Origin of the sequence: Massilia sp. NP310, from assembly GCF_019443485.1 — a bacterium.
In the GTDB taxonomy this organism is placed as follows: Bacteria; Pseudomonadota; Gammaproteobacteria; order Burkholderiales; family Burkholderiaceae_D; genus Telluria; species Telluria timonae.
On record NZ_CP080379.1, the window covers coordinates 4840325 to 4862679 of the forward strand.

A 22355-nucleotide genomic window follows, 5' to 3' on the forward strand; every position below is an offset into this window, starting at 1 on the left:
ACGGCGTCGCGCTAGCGCGGGCGCCGCTTCATTCCGCCAGGCCGCCGGCGACCCGGTTGCGGCCCGCATGCTTGGCGTCGTACAGATGCCGGTCGGCGTGTGCGATGAGCTCTCCCGGGTCGGCATCGCCGCCGGAAGCCCGGACCAGCACGGCGGCGCCGATGCTGGCCGTGACGACGCCGGCCGGCGAGTCCTGGTGCGGCAGCTGCAGGGCCTGGATCTCATGGCGCAGCCGTTCCGCCACCGCCATCGCGCCGGCCAGTTCGGTATCCGGCAGGATCACCGCGAATTCCTCGCCGCCGTAGCGTGCCGGCAGGTCGCGGTTGCGGTTGACCTGGGCCGCCAGGATGCGGGCCACCTCGCGCAGGCAGGCGTCTCCGGCCGGATGGCCGTAGCGGTCGTTGAATTTCTTGAAGTAGTCCACGTCCAGCAGCAGCAGGGCGGTCGGGGTGCCGGCGAGCCGCGCATGGCGCAGCTCGTGCGCGAGCACGTCGTCGAAGCGGCGCCGGTTGGCCAGCCGCGTCAGCTTGTCGGTATGCGCCAGCTCCTGCAGGCCGAGATTGTCGCGCCGCAGGTCTTGCGAATAGGCGCGCAGCTTCTGGTCGAGCCGGTCGCGGATGATGAATTGCCGGATCAGCTTGCGGGCGAAGACGGCGAACGTGGCGGCGATCAGGAGCACCGCCGCGCCGATCAGCAGGCTCGCCCGTTTCCAGGGGCCGAGCAGCTCGGCCCTGGTCTGGCCGACGGCGATCACGAAGGCGAAGTCGTCGACCCGCCGGTAACTGTACAGCCGCTCGATATTGTCGATCCGGGCAACCAGGAAGTCCGAGCCGACCGCGTTCTCCTTGACGGCCTTGAACACCACGCCGCCCGCCAGGTTGGTGCCGATCAGCTTGTCGTCGAAAGGGCGGCGGTACACCACCGTGCCGTCTTCCAGCGCCAGCAGCACCGTGCCGGTCTTGCCGACGTCCAGCTCGTCGTAGATGCGTTCGAAGAAATTCACCTTCAGGGTCACCAGCGCGACGCCGGCGAAGCTGCCGTCGGGGTGGTCGATGCGGCGCGAGATCGGCAGCACCCAGACCCCGGTGGAGCGGCTCTTGACCGGATGCCCCACGTAGATCTTGCGGCTGGCATGGGTGCGGTGGTATTCGAAATAGGCGCGGTCCGAATTGTCGCCCTGGCGCGTGCCGGTCAGCGAGGACGCGAGCCAGCGGCCGTCGGCGGCGAACACGAAGATCCCGTGCAGCTCGGGCGTGGTCCTGGTCAGCACGACCAGGTGGGCCTGCAGCCGCTTCAGCGCGGCCGCGTCGGTGCCGTCGTGCTCCACCCGTTCGACCACGTTCGCCAGGGCCATGGTGGTGGCCTTCATCGCGGTCTCGACCTGGACGCCGACCATGCGCGCCACGTTCGAGGTCGCCACTTCGGTCTGTTGGATCTGCGTGTGCCGCGACGACCAGATGAACCAGGCCGCGAAGGCGACCAGCAGGCTGCAGCCCAGGGCGGTGGCCGCCACCACCAGGCGCACGACCGGGCGCCGCTTGCCGCTCAGGCGTTCGACGTGGTTATCCAGGCTGTCGGTGGAAGAATTCAATGCGCCTCGCCAAAACAGGGTTGCGATGCATAAGGTAGCAATGCTGTCCAAAAATTGTGCCATTAGAAAGAAAACCCTGTCGCCGGACTGCGCCGGCGCGCCCCCGCTTGCCTGATCCTGCGCAGTTGTTGCCTTTTCTTTTCGTGCGGCTCGTGTGAGCGGGACGCTTGGTCTACATTCCCGGCAATACCCCATTCCACACAGAAGGAGTTCGCCATGACGACCGGCCCCGATCCATCCATCCCGACTGCCCATGGCGCACAGGTCAACCGGCGCGAGTTCGTGCTGTCGGTGCTGTCGGTGGCCGCGGCGAGCGGTGCCGCCAACGCCGCCCCGGCCCAGGCCCAGCCTGCGGATGCCGCGCCGGAAGTCCACGCCGGCGGCGTGCCGCTCAGCTTCGTGGTCAACGGCCAGCAGCGCGCGCTGACGGTCGACCCCAGGACGTCGGCGCTCGACCTGTTGCGCGAGCGGCTGGCGCTCACCGGCGCCAAGAAGGGCTGCGACCATGGCCAGTGCGGCGCCTGCACCATCCACGTCGACGGCCGCCGCGTGGTGGCGTGCCTGACGCCGGCGCTGCAGCTCGAGGGCCGCCGGGTCGACACCATCGAGGGCCTGCAGCGGCCCGACGGCAGCCTGCACCCGATGCAGCAAGCCTTCATCGACCACGACGCCCTGCAGTGCGGTTACTGCACCCCGGGCCAGATCATGGCGGCGATCGCCTGCGTGCGCGAGGGTAACGCGGGTTCGCCGGAACGCATCAAGGAGTACATGAGCGGCAACCTGTGCCGCTGCGGCGCCTACAACGGCATCGTGGCCGCCATCGGCCAGGTCGCCGGCGAGATGGGAAAGGCATGAGCCATGCGTGAATTCACCCTGATCCGCGCGCGCTCGCCCGAGCAGGCCGTGCAAGCCATGGCCGCCTATCCGGAAGCGCGCCTGATGGCCGGCGGCACCACCCTGTACGACCTGATGAAGCTCGGCGTCGAGCGTCCGCCCGCCATCGTCGACATCAACGCGATCGAACAATTGCGCGCCTTCGACACGTCCGGCGCGCGCGAGCTGATATTCGGCAGCCTGGCGCGCATGAGCGACGTGGCGGCCGACGCGCGCCTGGTCAAGGAGTATCCGGCGCTGTCCGAATCACTGTGGCGCGCGGCCTCGCAGCAGCTGCGCAATATGGCCAGCCTGGGCGGCAACGTGCTGCAGCGCACGCGCTGCGCCTATTTCCGCGGCGGCGAACCGTTCGCCTGCAACAAGCGGGCGCCGGGCAGCGGCTGCGCGGCGCTTGGCGGCATCGACCGCGGCCACGCCCTGCTGGGAACGAGCCCGAGCTGCATCGCCACCTATCCCGGCGACTTCGCGGTCGCGCTGGTTGCCTTCGACGCCGTGCTCGACGTGCTGGGCCCGGACGGCGTGCGCAGCATCCCGATCGAGGCGCTGCACCGGCTGCCGGGCGACCGGCCCGACCTCGAGACCACCCTGGCGCCGGGCGAGATCATCACCCGCATCCGGGTGCCGGTCACGCCGCTCGGGCGCGCCTCGACCTATCACAAGATCCGCGACCGCGAATCGTATGCCTTCGCCCTCAGTTCCGCCGCCGTGGCGCTGACGATGGACGGCAAGCGGGTCGTGCAGGCCCGCATCGCGCTCGGCGGCGTCGCCACCAAGCCGTGGCGCGCGCACCTGGCCGAGCAGGGCCTGGCCGGCCGCGAACTCACGGTCGAGACCGCGCTGGCGGCCGGCTTCGCCGCCTTCGCGGACGCCAGGGCCGGACGCCACAATGCCTTTCGCATCGAGCTCGGCGCACGCACGGTGGCCGACGCCCTGTTGACCGCCGCACAAAGGATTTGACATGAGCATGAATATGAATGAGTCCGTTTTCCCCAACCAGCTGCGCATCGACGCGCGCGACAAGGTCCGCGGCGCCGCGCTGTACGCGGCCGACCAGGCGCTGCCCGGCATGCTGCATGCGGCGCTGGCGGTGTCCACCACCAACCGCGGCGAAGTGCGCTCCATCGATACCCGGGCCGCGCGTGAGGTAGGGGGCGTGCGGCTGGTGCTGACCCATGCCGACATGGGCGAGTACAAGCCGGCCGGCCACGTGCTGGGCGGCGGCTTCGCCTTCCAGAGCATGCAGCCGATGCTGGAGTCAGGAATCGCGTATCGGGGCCAGCCGATCGCGCTGGTGGTGGCCGATACGCTGGAAGCGGCGCTCGAAGCGGCCTCCCTGATCCGGGCGAAGTATGAAGAACAGCCATTCCAGGTGACGCTGGACGCGCCGGCCAGGGACATCGTGCCGCAACAGGGCTCGCTGCTGCCGCAGCAGATGTTCGCCGACAAGGTGGCGGGCGACGCCGACGCCGCCTTCGCCGGCGCGGCCCACAAGCTCGATGCCGAGTACCTGCACCCGCCCCAGCACCAGAACCCGATCGAGCTGGTGTCGACCGTGGCCGAATGGCGCAAGGGCACGCTGGTGATCCACGAGGGCACGCAGAACAGCGGGGCGATCCGCCACGGGCTGGCGCGCCAGTTGAACCTCGATCCGGCGCGCATCGACGTGATCTCGCCGCAGTGCGGCGGCGGCTTCGGCCTCAAGAACTCGCTGCAGATGCAGACGCTGCTAGCGGCGGTGGCGGCGCGCAAGCTCGGCCAGCCGGTCAAGCTGGTGGTGCCGCGCAGCCAGCTGTTCCACGACGCCAGCTTCCGTCCGGCCAGCCGCCACCGCATCCAGCTGGGCGCCGACGCCTCCGGCAAGATTCTCGCGGCGATCCACGAAGCCGACCAGCAGACTTCGCGCCACGACCTGTTCCCGGCCTCGTACGCCGACATGAGCGCGCGCCTGTATGGCATCCCGAATTTCCGCGGCCGCGAGCGGCTGGTGCGCACCGACGTGCAGACGCCGGGCTATATGCGCGCGCCGTTCGAGCATCCGGCGGCGTTCGCCTTCGAATCGGCGGTGGATGAACTGGCCCAGCAACTGGCCATCGACCCGGTGGAACTCAGGCTGCGCAACGATACGCAGGCCGACGCGCTCACCGGCAAGCCGCTGTCCTCGCGCTTCATGGCCGAGTGCCTGCGCGAAGGGGCGCGTCGCTTCGGCTGGAGCCGGCGCGACGCACGCCCGGCCTCGATGAAGGCGGCCGATGGCGCCGCCATCGGATGGGGCGTGGCCTGCGGCGCCTACAAGGCCGCCACCAGCCCGTCGATCGCGCGCATCGCCGCCACCCGCGACGGCCGCATCCTGTTCACGGTGGCCGGCCACGAAATGGGGCAGGGGATGCGCACCGCGATCGCCAATGTGCTGGCGCGCCGGTTGCGGGTCGATCCGCAGGCGCTGGTGATCCAGATCGGCGACACCCGCGGCGCGCCGCAGCACCTGACCGCCGGCTCCTGGGGCACGGCCAGCGTGGCGCCGGCGGCGGACGAAGCCGCGCAGGCGCTGCTGGACGCACTCGCGCAGCTGGCGCCCGGTCATGATCCCGTCCTGAAACCGGCCGAGGTGCTGGCGCTGGCGCAGCGCGAGCGCATCGAGGCCGAGGTGCGGCGCAAGGCGCCGGGCCAGCCGGACGCCGTCTACGGCCGCCTGCAGGGCGGCATGCCGGCGCCGGCGGGGCCGGTGTATCCGGAATTCGTGTCGATGAGCTATGCCGCCCACTTCGTCGAGGTGAGCGTGGAGCCGGTGACGCGCCGCATCCGCGTGCCGCGCGTGGTGAGCATGATCGATTGCGGCCGTGTGGTGAGCCCGGTGACGGCCGACAGCCAGGTGCGCGGCGCCGTGGTGTGGGGCATCGGCGCCGCCCTGCGCGAAATCAGCGAGGTCGACCCGCGCTATGGCGGCTTTCTCAACGCCGACCTGGCCGAGTACGTGCTGCCGGTGCATGCCGACATCGGGCATATCGACGTGGGCTTCATCGACCGGCCCGACCCGCGGCTCAATGCGAGCGGCGTGAAGGGACTGGGCGAGGTGGCGATGGTGGGCGTGGCGGCGGCGATCGCCAATGCGGTGCATCACGCGACCGGCAAACGCATCCGCCGGCTGCCGATCCGGATCGAAGATGTTCTTTAAGCCGCGAGTTCCGGCGCCGCAACGGTGGCCGGACGCCGCGCATCGCGCCGCGGCGGCGCGCCGAACAGGCGCGCATACTCGCGCGTGAACTGCGAACTGCTCTCGTAGCCGACCTCGTACGCCGCCTTGTTGGCGGTGACGCCCTCGTACAGCATCAGGCGCCGCGCCTCGATCAGGCGCAGGCGCTTCTGGTACTGCACCGGCGTGAGCGAGGTGTAGTCCTTGAAGTGTTTGTGGAAGGCCGACAGGCTCATCGACGCGGCGCCTGCCAGTTCCTCGACCCGCAGCTTCTGGCGGTATGAAAGGCGCAGCAGCGCCACCGCGCGGTTCAGCCGCACCGGATGCGCCTCCGGCGCCATCGATGCGCGCAGTTGCCGGCCATGCGCGCCGTTGAGCAGCCAGAAATGCAGTTCGCGCATCAGGCCGGGATGCAGGATGGCCACCGCCTCGGGATGCGCGACCAGGTGCATCAGGCGGCGCGCGCAATCGAGGATCGCCGCGTCGACATCCTGGACCAGCAGTGTCGCCGCCGGATCGGGCGGGCTTGGCCTGTTCTCGCGCATCTGGTCGGCCAGTTCAGACAGCAGGGCCATGTCGAGTTCGATCGCCAGCGCGATATACGGACGCTCCCTGGAGGCGCTCACCACCTGGCCCGTCACCGGCAGGTCGGCGCTGACGATGATCGCCTGGCCTTCGGCGCACAGCTTTTCCTGGCGCCCGGCCAGCAGGTGCTTTTCGCCCTGCAGCACGAGGCAGACCAGCGGCCGGTAGGTCGATTCGAGCTTGTCGCCCGGCTGGTCGAGGCACATCATGCGCAGGCCCGGGATGGGCGTGAGCGCCAGGCCGTCGCGGTTGGCGCGGGCGCGGGCGTAGGCGGCCACGGCGTCGAGTAATTCCTGGTTCATGACCAATAGTGTGTCGCCGGTTGGCGTGGCTGTCCAGTGGAACGTGGCGCTGCGCGGTGAAGGCGAGGGGTATCCTCGTCCACCGGGCACGGCAGTCAATTCATGACGTGGATTCATAAGCCCAGTCAAATTCAGGCTCGTTTTCGACATGAGTTTGCGACTACCATGCTTCCCTGACAAATCGCGTTACATACGCACGATCACTACTCGACACTGACGGAAAACTTCATGACAGTCAAAGCCTATGGCGCCCATGCCGCCGACAAACCCCTTGAATCCCTGGACATCGTCCGCCGCGCGCCCGGCGCCCATGACGTCCAGATCGACATCGACTTCTGCGGCGTCTGCCACTCCGACCTGCACACGGTGCGCGCCGAATGGGCCGGCACCCTGTACCCTTGCGTGCCGGGCCACGAGATCGTGGGCCGGGTGTCGGCGGTCGGCGCCCACGTGAGCGGCCACAAGGTCGGCGACCTGGTCGGCGTCGGCTGCATGGTCGACAGCTGCAAGGCGTGCGCGGATTGCGGCGAAGGCCTGGAAAACTATTGCGACAATATGGTCGGCACCTACAATGGCCCGACCGCGGATGCGCCCGGCCACACGCTGGGCGGCTATTCGCAGCAGATCGTGGTCAACGAGCGCTTCGTGCTGCGCGTGCGCCATCCGCAAGAGCAGCTGGCGGCGGTGGCACCGCTGCTGTGCGCCGGCATCACGACCTGGTCGCCGCTGCGCCACTGGAACGCCGGTCCCGGCAAGCGCGTCGGCATCGTCGGCATCGGCGGCCTGGGCCACATGGGCATCAAGCTGGCCCACGCCCTGGGCGCCCACGTGGTCGCCTTCACCACCTCGGAATCGAAGCGTCAGGATGCCCTGGACCTGGGCGCCGACGAAGTCGTGGTCTCGAAGGATGCGGACGCGATGGCGGCCCAGGCCAGGAGCCTGGACCTGATCGTCAACACGGTCGCCGCGCCGCACGACCTGGACGCCTTCCTCAACCTGCTCAAGCGCGACGGCACCATGGTGCTGGTCGGCGCGCCCGAGTCGCCGCATCCGTCGCCGCAGGTGTTCAACCTGATCACGAAGCGCCGCGCGATCGCCGGCTCGATGATCGGCGGCATTCCGGAAACCCAGGAAATGCTCGACTTCTGCGCCGAGCACGGCATTGTGGCCGACATCGAGATGATCCGCGCCGACGACATCAACGGCGCCTACGAGCGCATGCTCAAGGGCGACGTCAAGTACCGCTTCGTGATCGATAACGCTACCCTGGCCGCTTGATCCATTCACCGGCCCGCTACGCGGGCCTTCACGAGCGGCGTCGCCGCTCGTTCCGCATCAACCCCGTTTTCTCAATCATGAATCCAACCATTTCCGCCGCTTGCGACAGCAAGCCGGCCCAGCCTGCGGCATGGGGCGCCGTGATGGCGATGTCGCTCGCCGCCTTCGCCCTGGTCGCCTCCGAATTCATGCCGGTCAGCCTGCTCACGCCGCTGGCGGCCGAGCTGCGCATCAGCGAAGGCCAGGCCGGCCAGTCGATCGCGATTTCGGGCGCCTTCGCCCTGGTCACCAGCCTGCTGCTCGGATCGGTCGTCGGACGGCTCGACCGCAAGATCCTGCTGCTGGGCCTGACCTTCTTGATGGTCGTCTCCGGCACGGTAGCCGCGTTCGCGCCCAACTATTTCCTGTTCATGGTCGGCCGCGCGCTGATCGGCGTCGCCATCGGCGGCTTCTGGTCGATGTCGGCGGCGACCGTGATGCGCCTGGTGCCGGCGCGCGACGTGCCGCGCGCCCTGGCCCTGCTCAACGGCGGCAATGCGCTGGCGACCGTCATCGCGGCGCCGGCCGGCAGCTACCTGGGCGCGATCGTCGGCTGGCGCGGCGCCTTCTTCTGCCTGGTGCCGGTGGCGGCGATCGCGCTCGCCTGGCTGCTGTTCAGTCTTCCCGCGCTGCGCGCCGTTGACGCCGCGGCGGCCGGCAGCATCCCGCGCCTGTTGCGGCGGCCCGCGGTCGTCCTCGGCATGGCGGCGGTGAGCCTGCTGTTCATGGGGCAGTTCGCGCTATTTACTTACCTTCGCCCATTCCTGGAAAGCGTCACCGGCGTGCACGCCGCGAGCCTGTCGCTGATGCTGCTGGTGCTGGGCGTGGCCGGCTTCGTCGGCACGACCCTGATCGGCGCCGTGCTGAAGGACCGGCTGTACCGGGTGCTGGTGGCGATGCCCTTGATCATGGCGGCGGTCGCCGGCGCGCTGGTGGCGTTCGGCCACTCGGCGGCGGCGGTGACCGTGCTGCTCGCGATCTGGGGCCTGGTTGGCACCTCGGCGCCGGTCGGCTGGTGGACCTGGCTGGCCCAGACCCTGCCGCAGGATGCGGAAGCGGGCGGCGGCCTGATGGTGGCCGTGGTCCAGCTTGCGATCATGCTTGGCGCGACCCTGGGCGGCCTGCTGTTCGACGCCAGCGGCTACCGCGCGACCTTTTACCTGAGCGCCAGCCTGCTGGTTGCCGCCGCCGTGCTGGCCGTGCTGGCGGGACGGTCGGCGCGCCATGCCGATTCATGAACAGGAAACATAAGCCTATGCCGCGTCCTTCATGAATCGTGGGAAGGGCTTGCCGTAACATCAACCAGATTTATTAACCGCTGACAGAAGGAAGCAATCCTGATGGACGACTCCACCAATATCAACCAGACCCGGCGCGGTGTCCTGATCGGCGGCGCGCTCGGCGCGACGGCGGCGGCCCTGCCGTTGGCAGGCGCCCAGGCGGCGGGGCAGGGCGCCGCCGGCGCGGCCCAGACGCCGGCGCCGGTGACCAGCAAGGTCACCCTGCGCGTGAACGGCCAGCCGCGCGAACTGACGCTCGACACCCGCACCACCCTGCTCGACGCGCTGCGCGAAAACCTGCACCTGACCGGCACCAAGAAGGGTTGCGACCAGGGCCAGTGCGGCGCCTGCACGGTGCTGGTCGACGGCCGCCGCATCAACTCCTGCCTGAGCCTCGCGATCATGCACGACGGCGCCGAGATCACCACCATCGAAGGCATGGGCACGCCCGACAAGCTGCATCCGATGCAGGCGGCGTTCGTCAAGCACGACGGCTTCCAGTGCGGCTACTGTACGCCGGGGCAGATCTGTTCGGCCGTGGCGGTGATCGACGAGATCCGCCAGGGCATCCCGAGCCATGTGACCGGCGACCTGAACGCAAAACCGCTGCTGTCCGTCGACGAGATCCGCGAGCGCATGAGCGGCAATATCTGCCGCTGCGGCGCCTATTCGAACATCATCGACGCGATCAAGGAAGTCGGAGGAGTCAAGGCATGAAGGCATTCAGCTACCAGAAGGCCGCGACCCCGGCCGAAGCGGCGGCCGCCGCCGGCAGGACCCCGAACGCGCGCTTCATCGCGGGCGGGACCAACCTGCTCGACCTGATGAAGCTCGAGATCGAAACCCCGGCCCACCTGATCGACGTCAACGGCCTGGCGCTCGACAAGATCGAGGCGACGAAGGAGGGCGGCCTGCGCATCGGCGCGCTGGTGCGCAACACCGACCTGGCGGCCGACGCGCGCGTGCGCAAGGATTACGCGGTGCTGTCGCGCGCGCTGCTGGCCGGCGCCTCGACCCAGTTGCGCAACAAGGCGACCACCGCCGGCAACCTGCTGCAGCGCACCCGCTGCCCCTACTTCTACGACACCAATATGCCGTGCAACAAGCGCGTGCCCGGCAGCGGCTGCTCGGCCATCGGCGGCCACACGCGCGGCCATGCGATCGTGGGCCAGAGCGACGCCTGCATCGCCACCCACCCGAGCGATATGGCGGTGGCCATGCAGCTGCTGGATGCAGGGGTCGAAACGGTGCGTCCCGACGGCAGCGCGCGCACGATCCCGATCGCCGACTTCTATCGCCTGCCGGGCACGACGCCGCACATCGAGCACAGCTTGATGCCGGGTGAGCTGATCACGGCGGTGACCCTGCCCAAGCCGCTGGGCGGCAAGCACTACTACCGCAAGGTGCGCGACCGCGCCTCGTATGCGTTCGCGCTGATTTCGGTGGCGGCCGTGGTGCAGCCCGACGGCAGCGGCCGCGTGGCCGTGGGCGGCGTGGCGCATAAGCCGTGGCGCGTGCCGGCGGCGGAAAGCCAGTTGCCGCGCGGCGGCAAGGCCACCACCGCGCAATTGCTGGCCGGCGCCCGCACCACCGACGACAACGCATTCAAGATCCTGCTCGTCGAGCGCACGCTCGATGCGATCCTGGCGCAAGCCCGTGCGAGCTGAAAGAAAGGCTTGAGACCATGAAATTCACCAAACCCGAAACCACCAATCCGATCGACCAGATGAAGGTCGTCGGCAAGCCGCTCGACCGCATCGACGGCCCGCTCAAGACCACCGGTTCCGCCCCTTACGCCTACGAGCAGCATGCGGCAGCGCCGAACGCTGCCTACGGCTACGTCATCGGCGCGGCGATCGCCAAGGGCCGCATCGTGTCGATCGATACGGCTGCCGCGCGCCGCGCGCCGGGCGTGATCGCCGTCGTCACCCATGAGAACGCCGGCAAGCTGGGCAAGGGCAACTTCAACACCGCCCACCTGCTGGCCGGCCCGGAAGTGCAGCACTACCACCAGGCGGTCGGCATCGTCGTGGCCGAGACCTTCGAGCAGGCGCGCGCCGCGGCGTCGCTGGTCAAGGTCGAGTACGCGAAGGCGAACGGCTCCTACGACCTGGCCGCGGCGATGAACGCGGCGGTCACGCCCAAGACCGGCGACGCCGAATCGAAGGTCGGCGACTTCGACGGCGCTTTCGCGGGCGCGCCGGTCAAGCTCGACGCCACCTACACCACGCCCGACCAGTCGCACGCGATGATGGAGCCGCATGCTTCGATCGCGTCGTGGGATGGCGACAAGGTGACCGTCTGGACCTCGAACCAGATGATCGACTGGGGCAAGCAAGACCTGGCCAAGACGCTCGGCGTCCCGGCCGGCAACGTGCGCCTGATCTCGCCGTATATCGGCGGCGGCTTCGGCGGCAAGCTGTTCCTGCGCGCCGAGGCGGTGCTGGCTGCGCTCGGCGCCCGCGCGGCCAAGCGGCCGGTCAAGGTCGCGCTGCAGCGCGCGCTGATGATCAACAATACCACCCACCGTCCGGCCACGATCCAGCGCATCCGCATCGGCGCCACGCGCGAAGGCCGCATCAGCGCGATCGCCCACGAAAGCTGGTCGGGCGACCTGCCGGGCGGCCAGCCGGAAACCGCGGTCCAGCAGACCCGCCTGCTGTACGCGGGCGGCAACCGCCTGACCCGCCTGCAGCTGGCCACGCTCGACCTGCCCGAGGGCAATGCGATGCGCGCGCCGGGCGAGGCGCCGGGCATGATGGCGCTCGAGGTGGCGATGGACGAGATGGCCGAGAAGCTCAAGATGGATCCGGTCACCTTCCGCATCGTCAACGACACCACGGTCGACCCCGAAAAGGCGGGCCGCAAGTTCTCGCAGCGCCGCTACGTGCAGTGCCTGCGCCAGGGCGCCGAACGCTTCGGCTGGAGCAAGCGCAAGGCGCAGCCGGGCCAGGTGCGCGAGGGCCAGTGGCTGGTCGGCATGGGCATGGCCTCGGCCTTCCGCAACAATATGAACATGAAGTCGGCCGCGCGCGTGCGCCTGGAAAGCGACGGCAAGGTGACGGTCGAAACCGACATGACCGATATCGGCACCGGCAGCTACACCATCATCGCGCAGACCGCGGCCGAGATGCTCGGCCTGCCGGTCGAGCGGGTCAACGTGCGCCTGGGCGACTCGGATTATCCGGTGTCGGCCGGTTCGGGCGGCCAGTGGGGCGCCAACAGTTCGACCGCAGGCGTCTATGCGGCCTGCGTCAAGCTGCGCGAGCAGATCGCGCAAAAGGCGGGGCTGGACGCCGCCAAGGCCGAATTCATCGATGGCGCGGTGCGCGCGGGCGGACGCGCGGTGCCGTTGACCGAGGTGGCCAAGGGCGGCGCGATCGTGGCCGAGGACACCATGGAATATGGCGACCTGGAAAAGCAGATGCAGCAGTCGACCTTCGGCGCCCACTTCGTCGAAGTCGCGGTGGACGTCGCCACGGCCGAGGTGCGCGTGCGGCGCATGCTGTCGGTGTGCGCGGCGGGCCGCATCCTGAACCCGAAATCGGCGCGCAGCCAGGTGATCGGCGCGATGACGATGGGCGTGGGTGGCGCGCTGATGGAACACCTGGCCGTCGACAAGCGCCTGGGCTTCTTCGTCAACCACGACCTGGCCAGCTACGAGGTGCCGGTGCATGCCGACATCCCGCACCAGGAGGTGATCTTCATCGACGAGACCGATCCCACGACGTCGCCGATGAAGGCCAAGGGCGTCGGCGAGCTGGGCCTGTGCGGCGTCGGCGCGGCGGTGGCGAACGCGATCTACAACGCCACCGGCGTGCGCGTGCGCGACTATCCGGTCACGCTCGACAAGATGCTGGCCCGGATGCCGGCGCTGGCGTAAACCAGGGCGCCGTCCGCTTCACTCCTTGAAGCGGATGGCGTCGATCACCAGCATCAGCGCGCGCGAGGAGTGGCGGCGGCTGGGATAGAAGGCGTGGAGGGGTTCGAAGGGTACGCACCAATCGTCCATCACGCTGACCAGCCGTCCCGCCTCCAGGTGCGGATCGACCAGGCTCCCGGGCAGGAAGGCGATCCCGACGCCGTGCAATGCGGCGTCCAGCATGTGGTAGACGTTGGTGAACACCGACTGCCCGCGCACGCGCGCTTCCAGCGGCTGGCCTTCGTGCGCCAGCTCCCACGCATACAGCCCGCCGCTGCTGGGCAGGCGCAAGGTGATGCAGTTGTGCTTCATGAGCTCCTGCAGCGAGGTCGGCCTTGGGCGCCGCTCGAAATAGGCGGGCGCGCCGACGATCCGCATCGGCACCTCGTTCGTCAGGCGCACGCCGATCATGTCCTTCTCGAGCTGGTCGCCGTGGCGCACGCCGATGTCGTAGCGCTCGGCGGCGATGTCGATCAGGCGGTAGTCGGAGCTGATCTCGACGTGCAGGTCGGGGTATTGCGGCAGCAGCGGCGCGATGCGCGGCCACAGGATCGTGTCGATCACGTGGTCGATCGCGGTGATGCGGATGGTGCCGGCCGGCTTGTCGCCCAGGTCGCTGACGGCCGTGATCTCGGCCTCGATTTCTTCCAGCCGCGGGCCGACGTTCTGCAGCAGGCGCTCGCCGGCCTCGGTCGGCGACACGCTGCGGGTGGTGCGCGTGAGCAGGCGCACGCCCAGGCGCGCTTCGAGCGAGCGCACGATGTGGCTGAGCGCCGACTGGGTCATGCCGAGTTTCGCCGCGGCGCGCGTGAAGCTGCGCTCGCGGGCAACGGCGAGGAAGACGAGGATGTCGTTGATATTGTCACGGGCCATTGATTGATGATACAGCAACATCAATTGCCCCGCACATCCATGAGTAAAATTTATGGATGTGCGCTCTTGAGCCAGTCGCGGCCCTTGGCATCGAGCGCCGCGTCGATCACGTCCTGCGGCAGGCTATAGACCGTGGCCCAGGTGGCGCGGCCGTCGGCGGCATTGGACGGGAAGCTCGTAGTGTCGATCGGCCAGTGGTATTTGCGCTTGAGCGCGCGGACGATGGCGGCCAGGGTCACGCGGCCGCGCAGCGGTTCGGCGCCGGCCTGGTCGGCGCCCGACAGCAGGACGGCCAGCACGGCGCCGCGCGCGGTGCGCGGGCCAGGAAAGATGGGAGTTTTGCGTGGCATGCGCGAAATTCTACCCGGCCGCGCTGAATTTCGCGCCGCGCACATGCGTTTCGCGCCGCGCCGGCGGCGCTTCGTCGCATCGCCGCGCGCTGCGGGCGCAAGGTCGGGATACTGGCGTCACTTCCAACCACTTGCCGGAGAGCGCCATGCTGATCCAGATCCTGAGCCACACCCCTTTCTACGTCTGGGCCATCCTCGCCTTCCTCGTGTGGCGCGGCGTCGCCGAACTGCGCGGGCGCGAGATCGCCCTGCGCCGGATGTTCGTGCTGCCGCTGGTGATGCTCGTCCTGTCCCTGCACGATATCGCGCTCAAGTTCGGGTTCGGGGCGACCGTGCTGGCGGCATGGATGACGGCCTTCGCGGCGGCCGCGCTGCTGTCCTGGCGCTTCGGCCGCGTGCGCGTGGCGCCCGGCAGCGCGCCGGGCCGGGTGCGCGTGGCCGGGAGCGTCGTCCCGCTGCTGCTGATGCTGTCGATCTTCGCGCTCAAGTACGTCACTTCGGTGCTGCTGGCCGTGCGCCCCGACCTGGCAGGCCATGGGATGGTGGTGATGGCGGTCTGCGCCATGTTCGGCGTCTTCAACGGCTATTTCCTGGGCCGCCTGCTGCGCGACGTCGGTTTGACGCCCGCGGCTTGCTTCAATCGCCGTGCGGCAGGTTCCTGACGCAGCCTTCCAGTTCGGCGCGGGGCAGGAACACGCTCGGGATGCCCTGGGCGAAGCTGCCCACCTCATACGGATCCCAGTGGAACTCGATGCCGGATGGCAGGGGAATGAACTTGGGCTCCTTGAACATGTCCAGCGCGCCCTGCTCGGCCCACGACAGTCCTTGCGCGGCCAGCCTGGCCACGAGCGCCGCCGAGACCTTGTCACGACAGGCCGTGGCGGCGTCGACGAAGCCCGTGAAGCGGGTATGCACGGCCTTGCCGCCGCCGAGCGCATAGTGACGCATCGATGAGCGGTAGTTGCCGTGGGCGGCGCCGTAGCCGAAGGTCCAGGCGCTGGCGTCGAGCGACAGCTGGCCCTTCGAATGCCAGCGCACCACGACCTTGTTCGTGCATTCGAGGTCGGCGTCGCAGCGGCCAGCCATCTCGCGCACCCAGGCGTCCAGCGCCGCGTCACGGAATACCGGGAACACGGCGGAAAACACGAATGGCTGGTCCGAGCCCTCGGCCTGGGCCTGCGGCGATGGCCGGGTGAGGGCTACCGCACGGTAGGCCACGATGCGCTTCAACGAGAACGACTGCGCTGGCTTGTCTTGCGCCTGGCGCCAGCTGCCCTTGCCGCCGCGCCGGTCGGCGTCGAGGTCGACCGCGAACCGCTCCGGCCCCTGGGCTCCGGAGTCGAGCACGGGAGCCAGCTCCATTGCGCCCGGCGGCGCCTTGAGCAGCGCCAGGGTACGGGCCTTGCCCGTGTAGTCGCGCGCGAACCAGAAAGCGCTGGCCATGATCCTGGCCGCGTCGCCCGGCAGTCCGCCAAGCGCGGGGTAGGCCAGCGCGACCTGGAACAGGGCGCCGTCCGCGAGGCGGCCCTGGTACAGGCCGCCGGCCTCCCATTCGATGCGCTCGGGCGAGCGCAGCAGGTCGCCATGGTCTTGCGCCGTCGCAGGCAAGGCGAGCGCCAGCAGCGCGGGAAGGAGGCAGGCGGCCGCTCTCACTCCCGCCCCGTCCTTAATCGAAGGCCCAGGAATACAGCACGTCGAGCGCGCTATTGGTCCCGGTCTGGAACTGCAATGCGATGCGCGGCGTGAGCTTGTAGCGCAGGCGCACCAGGCTCGAGGCGGTGCTGGTGCCCTGCTCGAAGCTCAGGTAGGCGCGCGACGAAATGCGCTTGCCGACCGTGACCACGGTGCTTTCCAGGCCCGACGAATCGCCGCCGCCGGCGCCCTGCTTGAGCCCCAGCTCATCCACGCCCAGCGAGTTCGCGAGCTTCGATTGGATGCCGCCGGTGCCGCCGCTGCCGCCCAGCAGGGCGCCGGCGGCGGCCGTCAGCACGCCTTTCTGGTCGCCGCTGGCCGCTTCCATGCTGTGGCCCAGCACCAGCCAGGACAGCTTGTCGCTGTCCGACACGTTCGGCGTCGACACCAGGCGCGCCGTGGGCGATTGCGCGGTGCCGCGCACCTGCACGCCGGCTTCGACGTTGGTTTCCGAGAGCTGTTCGCCTTCGGGGCGCTTGCGCACCGCCAGGATGTCGAGCGAGGGGTTGTCGTAGGGGCCGCTGAAAGTCAGCACCGCGCGCTCGATCGACAGGTTCTGGCCGTAGGCGGCGTAGGTGCCGTTCACCGCGCGGATCGTTCCATTGATGCGCGGCTGGCCGGCGCCCGTCATGCGCACCCGTGCGCTGCCGGCCAGGTAGGCGTCGATGCCCATGGCGCGCACGTGGAAGTCGTCGCCCAGGTCGGCCGCGAGGTCGACCGTGAGCGGCACTTCCTTTTCCTTGGTGGCCGGCGTTTTCGTCTCGGCGCCGCGGCCCAGCACGATGACGTCGTCCGAGATGGTCGGCCGGCCCTGCGGCGCAAATTCGATCAGCGCGCGGTCGGCGCGGAATTTACCCTCCAGCGCGAAGCGGCTGGCGTCGCGCACCAGCGAAGCCTGGCCGCTCATGATCAGGGTGCGGTCGGGACGCGACAGCGCTTCCAGCTTGTCCATGTTCAGTCGCACGTCCATGGTCGGCGCGCCGTCGGCGAAGCGCACGAAGCCGCTGGCGGCGGCGCTGCCCTGGCGACCCTGGAAGGTCAGGCGCGCCACCCGCAGCTGGTCGCCGCCGAGCTGGGCGCGCAACTGGCCGTTCTGCAGGCGCACGCCCTGTTCGGCCCAGCGCACCGCGAGCTTGTCGCCATCGAGGTTGCCGTTCAGGCTGGGGCGGCCGATGGTGCCGCCGCCCGTCATGGCCAGGCGCAGCGCGCCGTCGAGCTCCAGCCCTGGCTGGCCGGCCAGCGAGGCCAGCCAGGCGATCGACGGGATGTCGGCATTGGCCGTCATGCGCAGCGGGCTGTCGCTTTCCAGGCGGCCGTTCAGCATCTGGGCATTCGCCTCGACTTTCGCCACGCCGGTGCGGGCGCCGTCGAAGTCCAGGTTCACGCGCAGGCCGCTCCCGACCACTTCGGCGGACGCTTCCAGCCGGCGCAGGCCGAGCGGCACCGGGGTGTCGCCGCCAACGATGGCGTCGCCGGCTTCGCGGAACACGCGCACGTTGCCGGCCAGCGAAGGCGCGGCGCCGTTGGCGACAGGCGCGCGCATGTCGACTGACCAGGCGGCGCCCAGCGTCAGGTCGCCGCGTGCGTTGTCGGCCAGGGCAGGGGAGAACTGCGCCAGGTAGGTGAGCGGCACCTTGTCGGCGTGGCCGCGGCTGCTCCAGCGCGGGCCGTCCTTGGTGAGCGTGTCGACCGTGATGCTGCCGTTCGGCAGGGCAATCACGGCGCCATTGAAGGCGATGCGTTCCGGGCTGGCCAGGCCTTTCATGCCGGAGCCGGGCGCGCCGGCGATCGTGACCGGCACCGGATTCTGCAGGCGCATGGCGTAGCGGCCGCGGTTCTGCAGCGCGGCCAGCGTGCCGCTCCAGGTGTCGCGGTTGAAGCCGCCGCGGATTTCGGTATTGGCGTCGAAGGCGTCGCCCAACGCCGACAGCTTGACGACGTGGGCGCCGCGCGTGCCCTCGGTTTGCAGGCGCACCGACGCCACGCGCGTCTCGCCGCTGACGTAGTCGAGCACCTCCACGTTGCTGACCAGCGGATCGGCCGCGCCGCGGCCGGAACCGAGGTTGGCGCTGGCGCGCAGCGAGCGCACATTATGCGTGCCCAGCGCCTTGAGGTTCTGGCCCTCGATGCTGGCGCTGAGCGACGGCGTGTCCATGGTGCCGGACAAGGCGCCCGAGCCGCGCAGCGCGCCGCCGAATTCGGGGCCGAGCGCCGCCAGCTGCGGCGCGTCGATCTTCCAGTTCAGCGTGTCGCGCGCCAGGCCGAAGGCGCCGGTGGCGGCGATCACGTTCGGGCCGATGCGCAGGTCGACGTCGGCATTCGACACGTGGCGGCGGTCGGCCGTCAGGCGCGCATGGCCGCGCAGCGGCGACTTGGCCAGGGTCGAATCGTCGGCCAGCCTGAAGTCGAGCGCGCCGCGCCAGTCGGCGCCGGCGCGGCCGCTGCCGCTGAAGGTCGAATTGATGTTGCCGGCCAGCGGAGAGCCGAAGGCCGCCGGGTTGAACCGTTGCGTGCTGCCGCTGGCCTTGACCTCGACCGCGCGCGCATTTTCCGGTCCGCCGAGCCAGGCTTCGCCGCTGGCGCGCAGCACGCCGCTGCCGTTCTTGCGCTGGGCCGCGACCCAGCCCAGGTCGTGCGCATTGACCTCGAAGGTGGTGCGCGGCGCTTCCATGGTGCCGCTGACGACGCCGTTGGCGGTGACCGCGCCATACAGGTCGCTGCGCACCGCCGCCAACTGGCGGCCGTCGAGGCGCCAGTTCAGGCGGTCGCCGGCCCCGCCGAACGCGCCCTTCAGATCGACCTTGTTCTGGCCCAGCGCCAGGTTGGCGTCGATGCCGCTGATGCGCTTCGCATCGGCGCTCAGCTTGCCGCTGCCGGACAACGCCTGGTTCATCAGGCGGCTCTGGCGCACCGCGAAATCGGCGTCGACCTTCCATTCGGGGCTGAGCGCGCCCGCGGCATTGATCGTGGCGTTGATGTCGGCTACCGGCAGGTCGCCGAAGGCCGACGGGTCGAAGCGGTTTGCGCTGGCCGTGGCCTTGAAGGCCTTGTCGCCCTCGAGGTTCATGCTGCCGCTGGCGGTGACGCTGCCGCGGCCCGCGGTCAGGCGTGCTTCCTTGAGCGTCGCGACGTTGTTTTCCAGGGTCGCCAGGGCGGCCAGGCGCAGGCCGGCGTCAAGCAGGTTGGCTTCCAGCGTCTGGCGCGTGGCCTCGTTGGTGACCGCAATGCTGCCCTTGATCGCGGTCGGCTTCATGGCCGAATGCACTTCGCGCAGGTTGAAGCGCTCGGTCTGCAGGGTGAAGCGAGCGCTGCCGATGCCTTCCTCGTCCTTTTCGCGCTGGACGCCTCCGGTGCCGGTGAACTTGCCGGCGGCGCCGAAGTCGAGCAGCACGTCGGAGATGCGCACCGCGTCCAGGCTGCCGCCCAGCTGGCCGCGCGCGGCGCGCAGCGGCAGGCGTTGCTGGTCGATCGTGCCTTCCGGCCCGATATTGGTGATGTCGACGCTGCCGCTGATATTGCGGTTGGCGTCCAGTTTGCCGGCCACGGCCAGGGTCAGGTCGGCGGTCGGCAGTGCGGGATTGAAGAAGCCCGGATCGAGGTTGCGCCCATTGATGCGCAGCGCGCGCAGCGGAATCTCGGCGTAGGGCGAAATGGTGAAGTGGGCGTCGCCGATGGCGCGCCCGGCCTGGCCGGTGGCGTCGATCTGGGTCGCGTTCTCGATGTCGCCGCCCACCTTCAGTTGCAGCTGGGCGGCGCGCGCGCCGGCGCTGGCCTGCGATTGCGTGAGGCTGCCCGAGGCCTCGATCTTGAACGGGCGCTGGGCGCCGAGCGTGGCGTTGGCCGCCACCTGGCCCCAGGGCGTGCTGGCCGCGGCATCCTGCACCACCCAGCTGCGCTTGTCGCCCTTGGCGCGCACGCGGATATTGTCGATCGTCGTTTCGGCGCCCGCGACGTTCACCATCGTCAGGCGGTTCAGCCGGGCGTCGTCGGCTTCGATCCGGAACGGCGGCGCGAGGCTCGCCGGCAGCACCGAGGGTTCGTCGGTTTCCTTCAGCGTCTGCATGCGCACGCTGGCGGCCCACAGCTTGTCGACCAGGATGCCGCCCGACAGGATCTGCGACGGCGACCAGTCGACGTCGATCTTGACCGCCGTGACGATCTGTTGGTCGGTGCGCCACACCAGGCGCTCGATGTGCATGGCGCCGTAGATCGAACCGGTGACGCCAGTGACGGTGAGCTTGCCGCCGGTGGCGTCGGCCACGCGCTGGACGATCATTTGCAGGGTCGTCTCGCGGCCGAGATACCACAGCGCGCCGCCGACGATGACGCCGGTGGCGACGACGCCGATCGCCACGCGGCGCGGCCAGCGGCGGGTTTTATGAGCCTGAGGCTGGTCAGGCGCCGGCGCCTGGTGGTTTTCAGGGGTATCCATCAGAACGTGAATCCAAGTGAGAAGTGCAGGCGCGCCTTGCGCACCGCGTGGCCATAGGCCAGGTCGACATTGATCGGGCCGACCGGGCTGCGCCAGCGCGCGCCGACGCCGTAGCCCGACTTGGGATTGAGGTCGCCGAACTTGTCGGCGGCGTTGCCGACGTCGTAGAACACGGCCACGCCCCAGGGCGGCTTGAACCAGTACTGGTATTCGGCGCTGGCGGTGGCCAGGTAGCGCCCGCCGACGGTGGCGCCGTTCTCCTGCACGCCCAGTTCCTGGTAGCCGTAGCCGCGCACCGACTGGTCGCCGCCGGCGCGGAACAGGAAGGTGCTCGGCACGCCCAGCTTCTCTTTCGAGGCCACGGCGCCGGTCTCGCCGCGCAGGATCAGGGTGCCGGCGGCGCCGACCGGCTTGTAATAGATGCCGCGCAGGTACAGGCGCAGGAATTTTTCGTCGGTCAGGATCGGCAGCACGGCGCCGCCGAACTGGGCGTTCCACACATAGCCGTTGGTCGGCTGGATCAGGCTGTCCAGCTTGCGCCGGGTGATGCTGTAGGTGAGCGGCAGGCTTTTGGCGCGGGTGGGCTCGAGGCCTTCGACTTCGCGTTTCTCGGTCAGCGCTTCGAAGGTCAGGCTGCGCTCGAGCAGCGGCGAACCCCAGCTGCGGCGCGCGGCAACGCTGGTCAGCGTCGTGATCTCGCCGCGCAGGTCTTCGCGCTCGACGCCGGCGCTGACGCTGTCGTTATGGCCTTTGGACGAGGTCGGCCAGAAGAATTCGCCCTTGGCGGTCTGGCGCTTCTGTTCGTAGATCAGGTCGCTCTTGAAGCGCTTGCCGAACACGTTCAGGTCGTCGTAGCCCAGCGAGGCGCGGGCGCCGGTGTCGGTCGAGAAGCCTAGGCCGGCCTCGACGTTCTTCTGCTTGTTCTCCGTGACCCGCACCACCACCGGCAGGGTCGTGGGGCCGGTGGGACGCTCCGGCGTCGCCGGGTTGGCGTCGTCGTCGGCGTCTTCCCTGATGTCGGCGATCTCGGCATTGAGCACGGCGCGCATGTCGGTGCTGACCTCGACGCTGCTGAAGTAGCCGGTGTCCTGCACCCGCGACTGCAGGGCCTGCAGGGCGGCTTCGCTGTACTCGTCGCCCGGATTGATCTTGTTGAGGTTGGTGATGACCTCGCGCGGATAGCGCTTGAGGCCGCGGATGCGCAGCTCGCCGAAGCGCATCTCGGGGCCGGAATCGATCACCACGCGCAGCAGGGCGCGGCGCGAATCCGGATCGACCGTGGCGCTGGTCTCGACCAGGCGCGCGCGCGGGAAGCGGGTCTGGGCCACGTCGCGCAGCAGGCCGCTCTTGGCGCTTTCCCAGTCGGCCTGGCGGAACTGGCTGCCGACCGGCAGGGTCCAGCGGTTGCGCAAGGCATTGGCGTCGAACGGCGCGCCGCCTTCCTCGAACGGGACAAAGCCCTGCAGCACCAGGTCGACGTCGCCCACCAGCACCGGCTGGCCGGGATCGACGATGACGCGCGCCACCGGCCGCGCGCCGCTGGTATCCAGGCCGGCCGAGACCTTGGGCGAGTAATAACCCTCGGTGGCGATCAGTGTGCGCGCCTGTTCGGGCGCTTCTTTCACCAGGCGCTGCAATTGTTCGAGGTCGACCCGCGCATTGCCGCGCCAGCGCATCAGGTCGAGGTTATCTTCGAGCAATTCTTCGAGTGCGCGGGGGGCATCGATGCGTACCGTATAGTCGACCGCCTGCGCGTTTTCCGGTGTCGCTTGTGCATACACGGCCGTGGCGAAAAACAATGCGCCCAATCCCACCAGCGCATGGCGCACGAGCTGGGACAGGGGACGCGGGCGGGGAATCGATCGAGGTGACAACATGGCGCTCCACTGAGAATACTCGTTCGCATCTTAACTGATTGGCAAACTCG

Annotated in this window: 16 protein-coding genes; 9 read left to right on the forward strand and 7 right to left on the reverse strand. The window is 69.3% G+C overall.

The window, feature by feature from the left end:
• Positions 1-28 precede the first annotated feature (28 nt).
• On the reverse strand, positions 29-1591 hold the full coding sequence (locus KY496_RS21345; RefSeq protein WP_219862325.1) for a diguanylate cyclase: 1563 nt from the start codon (positions 1589-1591) through the stop codon (positions 29-31).
• A gap of 216 nt (positions 1592-1807) precedes the next feature.
• Between KY496_RS21345 and KY496_RS21350 the strand changes: the two genes are divergently transcribed.
• Genes KY496_RS21350 through KY496_RS21360 form a run of 3 tightly spaced genes read left to right on the forward strand, consistent with a single transcriptional unit; the run spans position 1808 to position 5657 of the window.
• Positions 1808-2446 carry a (2Fe-2S)-binding protein gene (locus KY496_RS21350; protein ID WP_071360615.1) on the forward strand — a complete coding sequence of 213 codons (639 nt, stop codon included), beginning with the start codon at positions 1808-1810 and terminating at the stop codon, positions 2444-2446.
• Positions 2447-2449: 3 nt separating this feature from the next.
• The gene (locus KY496_RS21355) at positions 2450-3442 is read left to right on the forward strand and encodes a xanthine dehydrogenase family protein subunit M (RefSeq protein ID WP_219862327.1); all 993 of its coding nucleotides are present in this window, start codon (positions 2450-2452) and stop codon (positions 3440-3442) included.
• Between the two features lie 13 nt (positions 3443-3455).
• Positions 3456-5657 carry a xanthine dehydrogenase family protein molybdopterin-binding subunit gene (locus KY496_RS21360; RefSeq protein WP_229520331.1) on the forward strand — a complete coding sequence of 734 codons (2202 nt, stop codon included), beginning with the start codon at positions 3456-3458 and terminating at the stop codon, positions 5655-5657.
• Here the strand turns inward: KY496_RS21360 and KY496_RS21365 are convergent.
• The gene (locus tag KY496_RS21365; protein WP_219862331.1) at positions 5654-6562 is read right to left on the reverse strand and encodes an AraC family transcriptional regulator; all 909 of its coding nucleotides are present in this window, start codon (positions 6560-6562) and stop codon (positions 5654-5656) included. The two genes, KY496_RS21360 and KY496_RS21365, sit on opposite strands and share 4 nt — an antisense overlap.
• A 228-nt stretch (positions 6563-6790) precedes the next feature.
• Here KY496_RS21365 and KY496_RS21370 point away from each other — a divergent pair, with 228 nt between their 5' ends.
• The 5 genes from KY496_RS21370 to paoC all read left to right on the forward strand — a co-directional run bounded on the left by KY496_RS21370 (position 6791) and on the right by paoC (position 13042).
• On the forward strand, positions 6791-7840 hold the full coding sequence (locus KY496_RS21370) for an NAD(P)-dependent alcohol dehydrogenase (RefSeq protein WP_219862332.1): 1050 nt from the start codon (positions 6791-6793) through the stop codon (positions 7838-7840).
• A 77-nt stretch (positions 7841-7917) separates the two neighbouring features.
• Positions 7918-9117, forward strand: coding sequence for an MFS transporter (locus KY496_RS21375; protein WP_219862334.1), 1200 nt, complete (start codon positions 7918-7920; stop codon positions 9115-9117).
• A 102-nt stretch (positions 9118-9219) separates the two neighbouring features.
• A complete protein-coding gene (paoA, locus tag KY496_RS21380; protein ID WP_219862335.1) occupies positions 9220-9876 on the forward strand; it encodes an aldehyde dehydrogenase iron-sulfur subunit PaoA in 657 nt (218 codons plus the stop codon).
• On the forward strand, positions 9873-10826 hold the full coding sequence (locus tag KY496_RS21385; protein ID WP_219862337.1) for a xanthine dehydrogenase family protein subunit M: 954 nt from the start codon (positions 9873-9875) through the stop codon (positions 10824-10826). Before paoA ends, KY496_RS21385 begins: the two co-directional genes overlap by 4 nt.
• Positions 10827-10843: 17 nt before the next feature.
• Positions 10844-13042, forward strand: a complete 2199-nt coding sequence (paoC, locus tag KY496_RS21390) for an aldehyde oxidoreductase molybdenum-binding subunit PaoC (protein ID WP_219862339.1) — start codon at positions 10844-10846, stop codon at positions 13040-13042.
• An 18-nt stretch (positions 13043-13060) separates the two neighbouring features.
• On the opposite strand, the gene KY496_RS21395 is transcribed toward paoC, so the two are convergent.
• Positions 13061-13954 (reverse strand): LysR family transcriptional regulator, encoded by an 894-nt coding sequence (locus tag KY496_RS21395; RefSeq protein WP_219862341.1) that lies wholly within the window; start codon positions 13952-13954, stop codon positions 13061-13063.
• Positions 13955-14004: 50 nt separating this feature from the next.
• Positions 14005-14304, reverse strand: coding sequence for a hypothetical protein (locus tag KY496_RS21400; protein ID WP_005663093.1), 300 nt, complete (start codon positions 14302-14304; stop codon positions 14005-14007).
• 146 nt (positions 14305-14450) lie between these two features.
• On the opposite strand from KY496_RS21400, the gene KY496_RS21405 reads away from it, so the two are divergent.
• Positions 14451-14966 carry a DUF6622 family protein gene (locus KY496_RS21405; protein WP_005663091.1) on the forward strand — a complete coding sequence of 172 codons (516 nt, stop codon included), beginning with the start codon at positions 14451-14453 and terminating at the stop codon, positions 14964-14966.
• Here KY496_RS21405 and KY496_RS21410 read toward each other — a convergent pair.
• Genes KY496_RS21410 through KY496_RS21420 form a run of 3 tightly spaced genes read right to left on the reverse strand, consistent with a single transcriptional unit; the run spans position 14941 to position 22305 of the window.
• Positions 14941-15957, reverse strand: a complete 1017-nt coding sequence (locus tag KY496_RS21410; protein ID WP_219862342.1) for an RsiV family protein — start codon at positions 15955-15957, stop codon at positions 14941-14943. The genes KY496_RS21405 and KY496_RS21410 overlap by 26 nt on opposite strands.
• A 13-nt stretch (positions 15958-15970) precedes the next feature.
• A complete protein-coding gene (locus KY496_RS21415; RefSeq protein ID WP_219862344.1) occupies positions 15971-20428 on the reverse strand; it encodes a translocation/assembly module TamB domain-containing protein in 4458 nt (1485 codons plus the stop codon).
• Entirely contained in the window at positions 20428-22305 is a 1878-nt protein-coding gene (locus tag KY496_RS21420) for an autotransporter assembly complex family protein (RefSeq protein WP_219862346.1), read from the reverse strand. Before KY496_RS21420 ends, KY496_RS21415 begins: the two co-directional genes overlap by 1 nt.
• Positions 22306-22355: the final 50 nt, after the last annotated feature.

What these genes read in the sequence shown, in the direction of transcription:
- KY496_RS21375 (WP_219862334.1), top strand. Translation starts at nt 7,918, where the DNA reads ATGAATCCAACCATTTCCGCCGCTTGCGACAGCAAGCCGGCCCAGCCT.
- KY496_RS21370 (WP_219862332.1), top strand. Translation starts at nt 6,791, where the DNA reads ATGACAGTCAAAGCCTATGGCGCCCATGCCGCCGACAAACCCCTTGAA.
- paoA (WP_219862335.1), top strand. Translation starts at nt 9,220, where the DNA reads ATGGACGACTCCACCAATATCAACCAGACCCGGCGCGGTGTCCTGATC.
- KY496_RS21420 (WP_219862346.1), bottom strand. Translation starts at nt 22,305, where the DNA reads ATGTTGTCACCTCGATCGATTCCCCGCCCGCGTCCCCTGTCCCAGCTC.
- KY496_RS21365 (WP_219862331.1), bottom strand. Translation starts at nt 6,562, where the DNA reads ATGAACCAGGAATTACTCGACGCCGTGGCCGCCTACGCCCGCGCCCGC.
- KY496_RS21405 (WP_005663091.1), top strand. Translation starts at nt 14,451, where the DNA reads ATGCTGATCCAGATCCTGAGCCACACCCCTTTCTACGTCTGGGCCATC.
- KY496_RS21395 (WP_219862341.1), bottom strand. Translation starts at nt 13,954, where the DNA reads ATGGCCCGTGACAATATCAACGACATCCTCGTCTTCCTCGCCGTTGCC.
- KY496_RS21350 (WP_071360615.1), top strand. Translation starts at nt 1,808, where the DNA reads ATGACGACCGGCCCCGATCCATCCATCCCGACTGCCCATGGCGCACAG.
- paoC (WP_219862339.1), top strand. Translation starts at nt 10,844, where the DNA reads ATGAAATTCACCAAACCCGAAACCACCAATCCGATCGACCAGATGAAG.
- KY496_RS21415 (WP_219862344.1), bottom strand. Translation starts at nt 20,428, where the DNA reads ATGGATACCCCTGAAAACCACCAGGCGCCGGCGCCTGACCAGCCTCAG.
- KY496_RS21400 (WP_005663093.1), bottom strand. Translation starts at nt 14,304, where the DNA reads ATGCCACGCAAAACTCCCATCTTTCCTGGCCCGCGCACCGCGCGCGGC.
- KY496_RS21360 (WP_229520331.1), top strand. Translation starts at nt 3,456, where the DNA reads ATGAATGAGTCCGTTTTCCCCAACCAGCTGCGCATCGACGCGCGCGAC.
- KY496_RS21355 (WP_219862327.1), top strand. Translation starts at nt 2,450, where the DNA reads ATGCGTGAATTCACCCTGATCCGCGCGCGCTCGCCCGAGCAGGCCGTG.
- KY496_RS21385 (WP_219862337.1), top strand. Translation starts at nt 9,873, where the DNA reads ATGAAGGCATTCAGCTACCAGAAGGCCGCGACCCCGGCCGAAGCGGCG.